Here is a 12,909-nt window from a genome sequence, read left to right on the forward strand (position 1 = left end):
ACCTGGACCCCGCTGGGCGTGTCCCCAAAGCCGCGCCGTGCCGCTCATGCCTGACAGAAAACGGCGGGGAACAGCGCATGGCTGCTCCCCGCCGCATGATAAGCCGGTGTGACGTCGGCTCAGTTGCCGACCGGTTGCTTGTCCGTGCGCGTCACCACGATGGTGGACGACCGCGGCTTTTCGCCGTTGATCGGCCAGTTGCCGGTCGGGTGCTGGATGTTCACGAAAAAGTCGGTCAGGTTGGGCGTATAGGCGATGCCGGTAATCTCGCAGCCCAGCGGCCCGACGAGGAAGCGCTTCGACTGCTTGGTGCGCTGGTCAACATGGAACATCGCGTTATGGCCGAACGCCTGATCGATGGTCACGCCGGTGACGCCCGAGGTGCCGGGGACCGAGTGGTCGGTCTGCACCCACATGCGGCCCTGCGGGTCGATGCGGATGCCATCGGGGCTGGAGAAGGTATCGCCATTGATGTTGCCGACCAGGTTTTCACCGCCCGGACGCAGCGCAGAATCGCCCGCCAGCAGGAACAGTTCCCAGGTGAAGGTCGTTGCCAAAGGCGAATCGCCCCCTTCGCGCATCTTCAGGATATGGCCGTGACGGTTGGTGACGCGCGGGTTGGTGGCATCGGTCACGCGGCGACCCGAATTGTTGGTCAGCGCGACAAAGATCGCGCTGTTGTCCGGGGCGACCGTGATCCATTCGGGGCGGTCCATGACGGTGCCGCCGGCCACGCGCGCTGCCGACTTGGTGTTGATCAGCACATCGGCCTGGTTGCGGAAATCGACCACGGTCGGGGCGGGAGGCGTCGTGCTCTGGCTGATATTGCCCGGATCACGCGCGCCGACGACAAGGCCGTTCTGGCCCTGTTGCAGCAGCCGCCATTCGCCAGTGCCGTCCGCGTTGAAGCGCGCAACGAACAGCTGGCCGAAATCGAGCATGTCGATATTGGCGGCGCGGTTGGTGGCGCTGAACGCGCGTTCGCACACGAACTTGTAGATGCATCCCGGGGTGGCATCATCGCCCATATAGAAAGCGACGCGGCGCTCGGCATTGGCCATGAACGCGGTGTTTTCATGGTCGAACCGGCCCATTGCAGTGCGCTTGGTCGGCGCGGCAAGCTCCTGGAACGGATCGATTTCGACCACCCAGCCATAATCATTGGCAGGCTGGCTGGGGTCGAAATAATTGTCGGTGGTTTCCTCGCAGGTCAGATAGGTATTCCACGGCGTGCGGCCGCTGGCACAGTTGTTGAGCGTGCCCTTGATCGGGTTGCTGAGCAGGCCAGCAGCCGGGCCACCGACGCGATAGGCGGAGTTGCCGGTGTAACGCTTGTTGTAGCGCGAGTTGGGGACGACGGCCCATTTGCCGTCCGCACCCTTGGCGATTTCCACCACGCCGACACCGACGGCCGACAGTGCGAGTTGGCGCTGGGCGGCGGTGGCGGATGCCGGGTTGCTGGTGACCGCAGCCGCATCGGCATCGCTCATCAGGATGTTGAAATCGGGATATTCGAAGTTTACCGCCAGCACCCCTGCAGTGCTCGCGTCGGTATTCGGGATGGCGAACAGCTCCATGCCGTCATGGTTGCCGCCAGCCCATTTCTCGGCCTGGCCGGGGGTGGGGAAGGAGCCGCTGAAACCGGCAACGCCCGGCTCGATCAGATCGCCTGCTTTCAGCAGTACGGCGGTTTCATAGCCGGTCGGAACGGTGACGCGGTCATTCTGGTTGGCCGCGACAGAGGTGAAGTTGACCGAGAAGCTGGGGGCAGGGGCCGGAGTGGGCGTCGGGGTCGGCGCGGTGCCGGTATTGGGGGGCAGCGTCACATTGTTGCCGGTGCCGCCATTGTCGCCACCGCAGTTCGCGACCAAAGGCGCAAGCGCCAGGCCGAACAGGCCATTGGCCAGGATCTTGCGGCGCGAAGGATTGGCGGCAACGATCGCTTCCAGGCAATTGGGATTGTCATGATCGGCATTTTCGATGCGATAGGGCGCGCGCGCAGCGTCGGTCAGGTGTGACAAGGTGATTCCCCCGAGAAAACAGGCAGTTGATGCCGCGTTCAGCCCCGCGCTGGAGCGGCGTGCGCGTGTGGTGCCCGATTTGCGCGCGATTGTGATGGCAGGGCGATGACAATGGCGGGAAGCAAATGCGACGTTCGTGTGTCGCCGGAATGGGGGTTGTTTTCTGGCCCGCACCGGCCTTGCGCAGCGTCGCCATATTCACCAGCTTGGCGAGCATGATGCAGCCGCTGGTGACCATGGATGATCTGGTCAGGGACCTTGCCGCTTCGGGGATTGGCCCGGGCGATATGGTGATGGTGCACGCAGGTCTGCGCAGCATCGGGCCGATGATCGCGGGGCCCGATACGCTGATCGCGGCGCTGCGCCGATGCGTCGGGCCCGATGGCACCGTGATGGGCTATGCCGACTGGCAGGGCGCGCCCGAAACGGCGTGCGATGAAGAAGGGCATATCCTGCCCCAATGGCGCAAGCATGTGCTGCCGTTCGACCCGGCATCATCGCGCGCCATCCGCGATAACGGCGCGTTTCCCGAATTTCTCCGCACCACGCCGGGTGCACTGCGCAGCACCAGCCCCGGCCCTTCGATGGTCGCGATCGGCGCGCGGGCGCGGTGGCTGATCGATCCGCATCCGCTCGATTACGGCTATGGCCCGGGCACCCCGCTCGCGCGGCTGGTCGAGGGGCGCGGCAAGGTGGCGATGATCGGTGCGCCCTGGGAGACGATGACGCTGCTGCACCATGCCGAGCATCTGGCCGATATTCCGGGCAAGCGCGTGGTCCGCTGGGACGTGCCCATTCTGGAAAATGGCGGCACGGTGTGGCGGACGGTGGAGGAGTTCGACACCGGCAATCCGGTGGTCGACGGTCTGGACGACGATTATTTTGATGCAGTGGTGCGCGATTTTGTCGCCATGGGCGGCGGACGGCAGGGCAAGGTCGGTGCTGCGGAGTGTCTGGTCGTCGATGCTGCCGAGATGACCGGCTTTGCGATCACATGGCTGGAAAGCCGCTTCAGGCGTTAGCGCGGCGCGCCGCCAGCAGCCCGATGCCCAGCCATAGGCCGAGCGGGAAGCTCATCCCTGCACCCACCAGCGGCACCGGGAACCAGCCGAACAGCGGCGCGACACAGGCTGCGGCGATATAGAGCGCCAGCGCGCGTGCGGCGGTATCGCCCAACCGCATCGCGAGCAGCATCAGCGGGATCGCGGCCAGGCTGACCATCGCCGCCCAGCCAAGCGCCGGGTGCGCCGCCATGGCGAGGCTGATGATCTGTTCGACCTCGGCCACCGGTTGCAGCGGATCGGGGCGGAGCAGAGCCAGCGCGGCAAGGGCGAAGATGCACAGCACAGAGACGAGCGCCGATATGCGCTTGTCGGTCAGCATCACCACCAGCGCAGCAAAGGCGAAGGCAAAGGCCTGCGATGCATCGGGCTGGATTGCCAGGATCGCCGCGATGCCGGTAGCCGCGATCGGCACCAGGCGATTCTCCGCGCCCAGCCGGGCCATCGCGACAATGGCGGCAGGCAGGGTGAGGGCGGCGATGTTGACGTACAGCGGCCCTGCGGCCAGCCAGCGATGCACGCCATCCTGGCCGGGCGCTGCCAGCGTGGCGGCGACGAGCGCAAGCGCGACAAGCACGATGCCGCTCAATAGGCGCGGGGAGGGCGTGGTGCGTGCCATGGCCAGCGCGGTAACAGCGCCGAGTGTCCAGGCGGCGATATTGGGGATCCAGCGCATCGCCGAAATGTCGGTCATCGCCATGGCCGCAACACCGCACAGCGTGGCCAGCAGGGACAGGCCCGCGAAACCGCCGAGCAGCTTGAAATCGATGCGTGCGGGTTCGGCGATCATCCCTGCTGCCTCAGCGCGACGTCGTTCATGAAGCGCACGTCGTCATCCTGGGTCAGCCAGCCGGCCTCAGCACCGATCGCGCCGAGCATGTCGGTCAGGTCATCGAGCTCGGTCTTGGCGAAATTGCCCAGCACATGGCCGGTGACGCGGTCCTTGTTGCCGGGATGGCCGATGCCGAGCCGCACCCGGCGGAATTCGGGGCCGATATGCTGGTCGGCAGAGCGCAGGCCATTATGCCCGGCAGTGCCGCCGCCGCGCTTCACCTTGACCTTGAACGGTGCAAGGTCGAGCTCGTCGTGAAAGATGGTGACGTCCTGCGGCTCGAGCTTGAAGAAGCGCATCGCCTCGCCAATCGCCTGGCCCGACTTGTTCATGAAGGTCGCCGGCTTCAGAAGCAGCAGCTTCTCGCTGCCCAGACGGCCCTCCTGCGCCCAGCCCTGGAAGCGGCGCTTGGGCGGCTCTAAGCCGTGCATGTCGGCGATGATGTCGATGGCCATGAAACCGACATTGTGCCGGTGCAGGGCATATTCGGGTCCGGGATTGCCCAGACCAACCCAGATCTGCATGGAACCGCTCCCTTTGTTTCAGGGAGGGGCGGGGAGAGGGGCATTGCGCCAGCCTCTCGACATTCCCCTCTCCCGACCCTCCCCCCTTGCAGGGAGAGGGCGAGAAAGATGGATTATTCGCCAGCCGGCGTTTCGTTATCGCCTTCGGTCGACTTCAGCGCCGAAGGAGCAACGATCGTCGCGATGGTGAAATCGCGGTCGGTAATCGCCGAGGTCGCGCCCTTGGGCAGCTTGACCGCAGAGATGTGGATCGAATCGCCGACATCGACACCGGTGACGTCGATTTCGATCTCGTCAGGAATGTTGGTCGCATCGCACACCAGTTCCAGCTCGTGACGGACGACGTTGAGCACGCCGCCACGCTTCAGGCCGGGCGAGGCGTCTTCGTTGACGAACACGACGGGGACGGCGACTTCAACGGTCGCGCCCTTGACGATACGCAGGAAGTCGACGTGGAGCGGACGGTCGGACACCGGGTGGAACGCCACATCCTTGGGCAGGGTGGTGATCGTGTTGCCATCGACTTCGATCTCGACGATCGAGTTCATGAAATGGCCGGTGCCGAGCAGCTTGTTCAGCGCGCGCTCTTCGACATGGATCGTTTCAGGATCCTTCTTGTCGCCGTAAATGACGGCGGGTACACGGCCTTCGCGGCGGAGTGCACGGGAGGCTCCCTTGCCTGCCCGATCACGCAGCTGGGCCGACAGGGTAAGCGTATCGCTCATGGTCTGTCTCCAGATTGTAGATGGTCAAAATATCCCCGGCCACGCCTCCAGGGATGACCATGGCGTCAGGGAAGCGGTGCCCTTAGTCGGCATCGCCCGCAAAAGCAAGCGTTCTGGCCCTATTGCAGCCGGGTGACCTTGAACCCGCGTGCTTCCAGCATCGCCTGCACGCTGTCATCGCCCGCCAGATGGGCTGCGCCGACCGCGACAAAGGGCCTTGCTCCCAGGCTCAGCAGGTCCTCGATCTGGCCAGCCCAGTCGCGATTGCGGCGCACCAGGATGCGTTCGCGGATCTGCGGGCGCTCGAGCAGGCCGCGATTGGCAGCCTCGGCGAGCTTTTCGGGCTCGCCCTTCAGCCAGGAGGTCACCATGTCGCGATAGGCCTGGGGCGCATTGTCGGCATCGGCGACGACGCTTTCCAGCATCGCGCGCTGGTCGGCCTCGTCGAGCTGATCGAAATAGGTGAACTGCCGCGCGGCAGTTTCCAGGCCGATCACCGGCTTGTCGCGCCGACGATAGCGGGCGGCGAGCACGCGCTCGACGCCTTCCTCGCGCACCATGGCCAGGTTCGCGGTCGCAGCGCCTGCCAGCGAAAGTGCGGCGGCCCAGCTCTCCAGTGTTTCGAACCGCGCCGCCGACAGGCGGCTGGCGGCGCGCAGTTCTTCGCCCTTGGCGCGCAACCCCGGCGGCAGGCGCTCGGCTAGCGGCGGCTGGCCAGGGCTGTTGCCCAGCTGCTGAAAGGTCCTGGTGATCTCGGCAGAATCTTCCAGCCCGACCACCTCCAGCACCAGCCGATCGCTCGAATCCATCGCGGCCTTCATCCTGGGGCTGATCCATTTGAGGTCGGGTGGCAGCGCATGGATTCCGCCAAACAGCCAGGCTTCGCCCCCGTCAGGGCCTTGCACGTGCCATAAGGCCGGCGTTCCCTTTTTCGGGCCATCCCAGGCAGCAAGCCCCATGTCGAGAAATGGAAACCCGCTGCACGCCTGGATCAGCAGGAGCAGCGGCAGCATCAGCCAGCGAGCGGTCGCAATGTTCATGATCGCCAAACTAGGCACGCCAGTCCGCAAAGGCCAGTACGCAAACGCCAGTCCGCAAACGAGCCCCTAGCCTCCGAACGCCGCCTCGATTTCACGCCTCAGGCCGGGGACGAGGCCGGGATCGGTGGTCAGCACCTGCTCCTCCTCGTCGCAAATGGCCAGAAACGCGCGGCGCTTGAAATCGGCGAGCAGGTGCGGCGGGAACAAGATGCCATCGGGCATGGCCGATGCGATGATGTCGATCAGCCGCTCTGCGCCGTGCAGACGGCCCCACAGATAGTCATTCTCTCGATAGGCGCGGCTGAAAAAGGCGCCGAAACTGTTGAACTCGATACCCTTGAGCGTCGCAGCTGCGCCGCCCTGGCGCAATGTCTGGCAATCATCGGGCGAGATGCGGTCCACCTTGATCGGATCATATTCATTCTGCCCTTCGCCCTGCAGCAGCGGCAACGTGGCGATGTCGTAGAACGGGAAGCCGAGATAGGCGAGCAGCAGCGAGCGGCGACTTTCGCGGGGCAGCAGCGCGAGCGCAGCGGCAAGCTGCTCGTCGACAATGGCATCGGCGCTGCGCAAGTCGCGGCGTTGGGCGAGCTCGGCAATGGCCATGGCCGGGTCATCGATCGCGCCGGCTGCGATATCGGCAAAATTCTGGCCCAGATGATCGGTCGTCTCGCGGTCGAGATAGTGCGCCAGGCACGCGTACAGCGTCTCGTGCATCGCGACGACGGCTTGCGCCGGGGCATGGCCCGACTGGGCGATATCCTCACCCAATCGGCGGGCGAGGAAGCGCAGGCGGCGGATGCGGAAACCCAGATCCTGGGTGCGGAAGAACAGGATCGCCTCTTCGCTCGCGCCGCCACCCTTGCCCGAAAGCCGGTCCATGCCGCTGCGGCGCAATTCGGCCCTGATCGCTTCGCGCAGCCGCTCGGCATAAAGGGCCTTGGGTCCGCGATGTGCGCGGCGCAGCGTATCGACAAGGTCCTCGACGATCGTCGCCAGCTTGAGCTGCGCGTACGAGGCATAAGCAAAGCCTGCCATATGCGCGGCACGGTCCTGCGCCTTGTTGCGCCATTTGGTCAGCCGCTGCGGGGTCGGGCTGTCGAGGAACAGGGTATAGCCGAACAGCTTGCCGACGGTTTCTTCCACCTCGCCGCGCAGTGCATCGGTGATCGAACGCATCTGCCGGACGCGCGCCGAGCGGCGCTCAATCCCTTCCAGATTGTCTCGGATCGGCTGTTCGCGCGGAATGTCCGAAATCGCCCCGAAGATGGTCGAGAAAAAGCCGGGCAGCCGCTGGCCGCGCGCATCGCGCTCGCCCGACTGGTCCATGCCGCCGACCATGTCGGGCTTGGGATCGATATAGACGAAGCGCCGGTCGATCTCGCGATGCGCGGGGCGGTCGCGCAGCGCATCGATGGCCTGGGCGAAGGGCGCGTTGGCCAGCACCGATCCGTCGATCAGCACCGCGCTGTCGGCCTTGCCCTCGGCATGATGCTGCGGGAAGATGCGCTCGAGGAACCTCTCGCGGCCCGGCCATGGCCGCTCGCGCCGCGCCAGCATGCGGTCCATTTCGGCGACGTTGAACGGGGGAAACGCGCCGGGAAAGCTTGCGGTGGCACGCGCGGCAAAGACCAGTTCGGCCGGGTCCGCCAGCGAATCGTCGCGTCCGCGCATGTAGCGAAAGCCGATCGACAGCCGGTGCTCGGTCTCCACCACCTCGGCCGGGCTGTTGAGCCTGAGCCGCTCGAGATGACCGCGAAAATCGGTGACGGTGACGAACAGGTCGAGCGGCTGGCCCAGCGGCAGCAGCCGCGGGCCCGGGGGCGTCGCCGTCATCGCCTCCATGGCGTCATAGAGCAGTCCGGAAAAACCGGTGCCGCTGAAGGGCGGGGCGAACCAGCGCGCACGGACAAGGCGTGAGAGCTTGGTGCGGACCTCGCTGCGTGCTTCGGGCGCGACGCTGCGGTCGAGAGCGCCGCCGGGCCGCCGCAGCAACAGCCAGACCAGCGGCTGCGCCCAGAATTTGGTAAAGCGCGAAAACGGCCGGGCATCGGGATCGAGCAGCCGATCGATATCGGCGCATTCCAGCCACATCCGGGTCAGCGGTTCGAGCGACTGGCCGCTGGTCAGCGCCTGGGCCAGAAACACCCCGTTGATGCCGCCCGCGCTGGCCCCGGCGATAATGTCCGGCAGCAGGCGCAGCTTGACCTGCGAATGTGCGGCAAAGGCCTCGAACAGCTCGCGATAGACATTCTGGCTGCCGGTTGCGGGGGCATCGCCTGCATGGAAGTTGCGGCTGGCGCGGGTGGCGCGCCAGATTTCCTTGGTGATGCCGTGCATGTAGACGGCCAGGCTGATGCCGCCATAGCAGACCAGGGCAATGCGGAGTTCCTTCTGACGCATGGCGGCGGGGCGGACCTTGTGTTGTTGCAGGCTTTTGAGGTCAGTTCGCTCCAACGCTATCCATGTTACCAGCGAAGGCAAGGGCAAAGCCGCAATTGCGTTCCAGTTTTGTTCGAGCTATGCGGCGGTCATGGCCAAACCGCGCAAAAGCTATGTCTGCCAGGCCTGTGGCAGTGTCTCCAACCGCTGGCAGGGCCAGTGCGCCGATTGCGGCGAATGGAACACCCTGGTCGAACAGGCCGCGCCGACCGCCTTTTCCGCGCGGCATGATCTGCAGACCGGCGGGCAGCGGATCCAGCTTGCGCGGCTGGATGCGGCGGTCGAGCTTCCGCCGCGCATCTCGACCGGCATTGCCGAGTTCGACCGCGCGCTGGGTGGCGGGCTGGTCGCAGGTTCGGCGACGCTGATGGGCGGCGATCCGGGCATCGGAAAATCGACGCTGCTGCTCCAGGCATCGGCCAATATGGCGCGGGCAGGGCACAGCATCGTCTATATCAGCGGGGAGGAAGCGGCCGATCAGGTGCGGCTGCGCGCGATGCGGCTGGGCCTCGCCGATGCGCCGATCGACCTTGCGTCCGCGACATCGGTACGCGACATCCTGACGACGCTGCGCAGCATGGAAGCGCCGGTGATGCTGGTGATCGATTCGATCCAGACCATGCATTCCGACCTGATCGAAGGCGCGCCGGGCACGGTCAGCCAGGTGCGCGCCTCGGCGCAGGAGCTGATCCGCTTTGCCAAGGAAAGCGGTTGTGCGGTGATCCTGGTCGGCCATGTCACCAAGGATGGCAGCATCGCCGGACCCCGCGTGCTCGAGCATATGGTCGATACCGTGATGAGCTTCGAGGGCGAGCGCAGCCACCAGTATCGCATTCTGCGATCGATCAAGAACCGCTTCGGGGCGACCGACGAAATCGGCGTGTTCGCGATGGAAGAGGCGGGCCTGTCCGAAGTCGGTAACCCTTCGAGTCTGTTCCTCAGCGATCGCGATGCGCAGATGCCGGGCACTTCGGTATTCCCGGCGCTGGAGGGCACGCGCCCGGTGCTGGTCGAGATCCAGGCGCTGACCGTGCGCCTGTCGAGCGGGGCGACGCCGCGCCGTGCGGTGGTAGGCTGGGATTCCGGGCGGCTGGCCATGGTGCTGGCGGTGCTGGAGGCGCGCTGCGGGCTCAGCTTCTCGACCGCGGAAGTCTATCTGAATGTCGCAGGCGGGTATCGCCTGTCCGATCCTGCCGCCGACATGGCGGTGGCCGCCGCGCTGATCTCTGCCCTGTCCGAACGGCCGCTGGGCAGCGCGACGATCGTTTTCGGCGAACTGGCGTTGTCGGGCGAACTGCGCCCAGTGGCGCATGCCGGCCTCAGGCTGCGCGAGGCGGCGAAGCTGGGGTTCGAAAAGGCGCTGGTGCCCGCCAGCGTCACCGCCAAGGGGGCAGGCGATACCGGCGGAATGCGGCTCAGTTCCTATACCCGGCTGGCAAATCTCGTTGACCAACTGCTGGGGCGCAACTAGCGAGGCGGCGCTATGACCGCATTCGATATCCTTGTCCTCACGCTGCTGGCTGGTGGCGCGATTCTGGGTTTCCTGAACGGATTCGTCTATGCGGCGATCTCGCTGATCGCGTGGATCGCGGGCATATTCGCGCTGCGGCTGTTCCACACCCCGGTCACCGCATTGCTGCGCGAACCGGTGGGCAATGACGGCGGCGCTGCGGCGCTGGCGCTGGTCGGCATCTATCTGGGCGTCTACCTGATCGGCAAGCTGATCGCGCACACGCTGCGATCGCGCACGCGCAAATCGGTGCTCGGCCCGATCGACCGGGTGTTGGGCTTCGGCTTTGGCGCGGTCAAGGGGCTGATCCTCGCGACATTGACCTATCTGCTGGTCACCATGCTCCACGCGGTCGTCTGGCCGAACGAGGGCCAGCCCGAATGGATCACCGACAGCCGAACCTATCCGCTGCTCAATGCCAGCGGCACCGCGCTGGTCGATCTTTACGATTATCAGCAGTCGCTCGGCGATGAGTGACGAAAAGCCCGTAGGCCGATATGGCTAAGGTGCTCTATACGCCGCAGATCCTGGCGCTGGCCGTGTCGCTGGCCGAATTTCCGCTGACCGATGATCTGCCGCATCAGGCCGAATTGCGCTCGCAAAGCTGCGGGTCGGTGGTGCGCGTCGGGCTGGCGCTTGATGATGCCGGACATGTCGTGCGCTTCGGCCTGCGTGCCCAGGCCTGCGCGCTGGGCCAGGCATCGGCCGCAATCCTCGCCGCCGAGATAAGGGGGCAGGGGCGGGAAGGGCTGGAAGGCGCTCGTGACGATCTCGCCGCGTTCCTGGCGGGTCAGCGCGGCGATCCGGGCAACTGGCCGGGGATCGACCATCTTTCCAGTGCCTTGCCTTATCCGGCGCGGCATGGTTCCATCCTGCTGCCCTGGCGCGCGACGGTCGCAGCGCTAGACCTTTCGGCCCGAACGGACACCTGACCCATGGAACATGGCGGCGATATCTTCCTTTCGGGCACCGTGTTGCTCGCCGCTGCGCTCGCCTTCGTGCTGCTGTTCCGCAAGCTGGGGCTGGGCGCGGTGCTGGGCTATCTGGTCGGCGGCATCATCATCGGGCCGCAGGCGTTGCAGCTGGTGGCCGATCCCGAACTGATCGTCGGTTTTGCCGAGATCGGCATCGTGCTGCTGCTGTTCCTGGTCGGGCTGGAACTGGCCCCAGCGCGGCTGTGGCAGCTCAAGCGCGACATTTTCGGCCTTGGCATGTCCCAGGTGGTGATTTGCGGCATCGTGCTGGCAGGCTTTGTCTATTTCGTTACCGGATCAACCTGGGGCGCGGCGCTGGGCCTTGGACTGCCGCTCGCATTGTCCTCGACCGCGCAGGTGCTGCCGTTGCTGCAATCGCAGGGACGGCTCAATACCCCGACCGGCGAACGCGCCTTTTCGATCCTGCTGTTCCAGGACCTGTCGATCGTCCCGCTGCTGACGATCATCGCCGCCCTGTCGCGCGCGCCACAGACCGGGCCGCAGACGCCGGGCTGGCTGCTCGCGCTTTACGCCATCGCATCGATCGGCGGGCTGGTGATTGCCGGGCGCTATGGCCTTGCCCCGCTGCTCAAGCTGATCGGCAAGGTCGCCGAGCGCGAACTGTTCATCGTGGCGGGGCTGTTCGCGGTGTTCGGCAGCGCCGCGCTGATGAACGCCATCGGCCTGTCGGCGGCACTGGGCGCCTTTATCGCAGGCGTGATGCTCGCCGACTCTCCCTTTCGGCACGAGCTGGAGGCGGATATCGATCCGTTCCGTTCGATCCTGCTGGGGCTGTTCTTCCTGGGCGTCGGCATGATGCTCGATATCGGCGTGATCATGGCCGATCCGCTGTTCGTCATTGCGATGGCGCTGGCTCTGGTGGCGATCAAGGTCGCGATCATCTTCGGCATTGCCAAGGCATTCGGCCTGGAAAACCGCGCGGCGTTCGTGCTGGGCCTGCTGCTGAGCCAGGGTGGCGAGTTTGCCTTCGTGCTGTTCGCAGAGGCGCAGGCCGCGCTGCTGATCGAACCAGCCGCAGCCAGCCGCTTTGGCGCGATCGTGACGCTGTCGATGGCGACGACGCCGTTCCTGATGCTGCTGACCCGTCTGTTCGGCGGGGTTCGCGGCTCAGGCACCGAGGATATGGTCGATCCCGAACAGGCCCGGCAGTCGAACGCCATCGTTATCGGCCATGGCCGGTTCGGCCAGGCCGTGGCGCAGATCTTTGCAGGCGCGAGCATTTCGGTAACGCTGATCGACATCAACCCCGATCAGATCCGGCTCAGCGGCGAATTCGGCCGCAAGGTCTTTTACGGCGATGGCACCCGCATCGATCTGTTGCGCCGCGCCGGTGCGGAACATGCAGGGGCGCTGCTGTTCTGCATGGATGACAAGAATTTCGGGCCCGACCAGATCGCGCCGATCGCGCATGCCTTTCCCGAAGCGAAGATCTTCGTGCGCGCCAATGATCGCCGCCAGCTGCTGTCGCTGAAACTGGCCCCGATTGCCGCTGCCCAGCGCGAACTGTTCGAATCCTCGGTCAAGCTGGCGCATACCGCGCTGCTGCGTACCGGGATCGATCCGGTGGTGGCGGACCGGGTGGTCGAAGAATTTCGCCGGCGCGATTGCGAGCGGCTGGAACTGCAGATGGAGGCCGGCAGTATAAGGGCCGGCATGCATCTGAGTTTCGGAGGGGCGGACTCGCAGGCTTTCGATCCGCAGGCAGAGCAGGGATGACCATCCGTGCAAGGCCATGGACGAATGACCTGCCATTGCCTAT

11 protein-coding genes are annotated in these 12,909 nt (G+C 65.5%); 5 read left to right on the forward strand and 6 right to left on the reverse strand.

Translation table 11 applies throughout. The annotated features are described in order from the left end of the window. Positions 1-119: 119 nt before the first annotated feature. Entirely contained in the window at positions 120-2,021 is a 1,902-nt protein-coding gene (locus OU999_02590; protein ID WAC24102.1) for a DUF839 domain-containing protein, read from the reverse strand. Positions 2,022-2,170: 149 nt separating this feature from the next. Here OU999_02590 and aac(3) point away from each other — a divergent pair, with 149 nt between their 5' ends. After that, positions 2,171-3,043 (forward strand): aminoglycoside 3-N-acetyltransferase, encoded by an 873-nt coding sequence (gene aac(3) / locus OU999_02595; GenBank protein WAC24103.1) that lies wholly within the window; start codon positions 2,171-2,173, stop codon positions 3,041-3,043. On the opposite strand, the gene OU999_02600 is transcribed toward aac(3), so the two are convergent. From OU999_02600 to OU999_02620, 5 genes are all read right to left on the reverse strand, one after another. Continuing rightward, entirely contained in the window at positions 3,033-3,872 is an 840-nt protein-coding gene (locus OU999_02600; GenBank protein ID WAC24104.1) for a hypothetical protein, read from the reverse strand. The genes aac(3) and OU999_02600 overlap by 11 nt on opposite strands. Beyond that, positions 3,869-4,438 carry an aminoacyl-tRNA hydrolase gene (gene pth / locus OU999_02605; protein ID WAC24105.1) on the reverse strand — a complete coding sequence of 190 codons (570 nt, stop codon included), beginning with the start codon at positions 4,436-4,438 and terminating at the stop codon, positions 3,869-3,871. The genes OU999_02600 and pth overlap by 4 nt, the downstream gene beginning before the upstream one ends. Before the next feature lie 113 nt (positions 4,439-4,551). Then, positions 4,552-5,163: a 50S ribosomal protein L25/general stress protein Ctc gene (locus OU999_02610; GenBank protein WAC24106.1), complete on the reverse strand. Its 612-nt coding sequence runs from the start codon at positions 5,161-5,163 to the stop codon at positions 4,552-4,554. A gap of 119 nt (positions 5,164-5,282) precedes the next feature. Further along, positions 5,283-6,203 (reverse strand): TraB/GumN family protein, encoded by a 921-nt coding sequence (locus OU999_02615; GenBank protein ID WAC24107.1) that lies wholly within the window; start codon positions 6,201-6,203, stop codon positions 5,283-5,285. A gap of 66 nt (positions 6,204-6,269) precedes the next feature. Beyond that, positions 6,270-8,606: a patatin-like protein gene (locus OU999_02620; protein ID WAC24108.1), complete on the reverse strand. Its 2,337-nt coding sequence runs from the start codon at positions 8,604-8,606 to the stop codon at positions 6,270-6,272. Between the two features lie 130 nt (positions 8,607-8,736). Here OU999_02620 and radA point away from each other — a divergent pair, with 130 nt between their 5' ends. From radA to OU999_02640, 4 genes are read left to right on the forward strand one after another with little or no spacing between them, the layout of a single operon-like run. Beyond that, a complete protein-coding gene (gene radA, locus OU999_02625; GenBank protein ID WAC24109.1) occupies positions 8,737-10,116 on the forward strand; it encodes a DNA repair protein RadA in 1,380 nt (459 codons plus the stop codon). Positions 10,117-10,128: 12 nt separating this feature from the next. Next, positions 10,129-10,632, forward strand: coding sequence for a CvpA family protein (locus OU999_02630; GenBank protein ID WAC24110.1), 504 nt, complete (start codon positions 10,129-10,131; stop codon positions 10,630-10,632). Between the two features lie 20 nt (positions 10,633-10,652). Further along, positions 10,653-11,087 carry an iron-sulfur cluster assembly scaffold protein gene (locus tag OU999_02635; protein ID WAC24111.1) on the forward strand — a complete coding sequence of 145 codons (435 nt, stop codon included), beginning with the start codon at positions 10,653-10,655 and terminating at the stop codon, positions 11,085-11,087. A gap of 3 nt (positions 11,088-11,090) precedes the next feature. After that, positions 11,091-12,866: a monovalent cation:proton antiporter-2 (CPA2) family protein gene (locus OU999_02640; GenBank protein ID WAC24112.1), complete on the forward strand. Its 1,776-nt coding sequence runs from the start codon at positions 11,091-11,093 to the stop codon at positions 12,864-12,866. Positions 12,867-12,909: the final 43 nt, after the last annotated feature.

The organism is Blastomonas sp. SL216, assembly GCA_026625625.1.
Taxonomy (GTDB): Bacteria; Pseudomonadota; Alphaproteobacteria; order Sphingomonadales; family Sphingomonadaceae; genus Blastomonas.

What these genes read in the sequence shown, in the direction of transcription:
- OU999_02600 (WAC24104.1), bottom strand. Translation starts at nt 3,872, where the DNA reads ATGATCGCCGAACCCGCACGCATCGATTTCAAGCTGCTCGGCGGTTTC.
- pth (WAC24105.1), bottom strand. Translation starts at nt 4,438, where the DNA reads ATGCAGATCTGGGTTGGTCTGGGCAATCCCGGACCCGAATATGCCCTG.
- OU999_02610 (WAC24106.1), bottom strand. Translation starts at nt 5,163, where the DNA reads ATGAGCGATACGCTTACCCTGTCGGCCCAGCTGCGTGATCGGGCAGGC.
- OU999_02615 (WAC24107.1), bottom strand. Translation starts at nt 6,203, where the DNA reads ATGAACATTGCGACCGCTCGCTGGCTGATGCTGCCGCTGCTCCTGCTG.
- OU999_02620 (WAC24108.1), bottom strand. Translation starts at nt 8,606, where the DNA reads ATGCGTCAGAAGGAACTCCGCATTGCCCTGGTCTGCTATGGCGGCATC.
- radA (WAC24109.1), top strand. Translation starts at nt 8,737, where the DNA reads ATGGCCAAACCGCGCAAAAGCTATGTCTGCCAGGCCTGTGGCAGTGTC.
- OU999_02630 (WAC24110.1), top strand. Translation starts at nt 10,129, where the DNA reads ATGACCGCATTCGATATCCTTGTCCTCACGCTGCTGGCTGGTGGCGCG.
- OU999_02635 (WAC24111.1), top strand. Translation starts at nt 10,653, where the DNA reads ATGGCTAAGGTGCTCTATACGCCGCAGATCCTGGCGCTGGCCGTGTCG.
- OU999_02640 (WAC24112.1), top strand. Translation starts at nt 11,091, where the DNA reads ATGGAACATGGCGGCGATATCTTCCTTTCGGGCACCGTGTTGCTCGCC.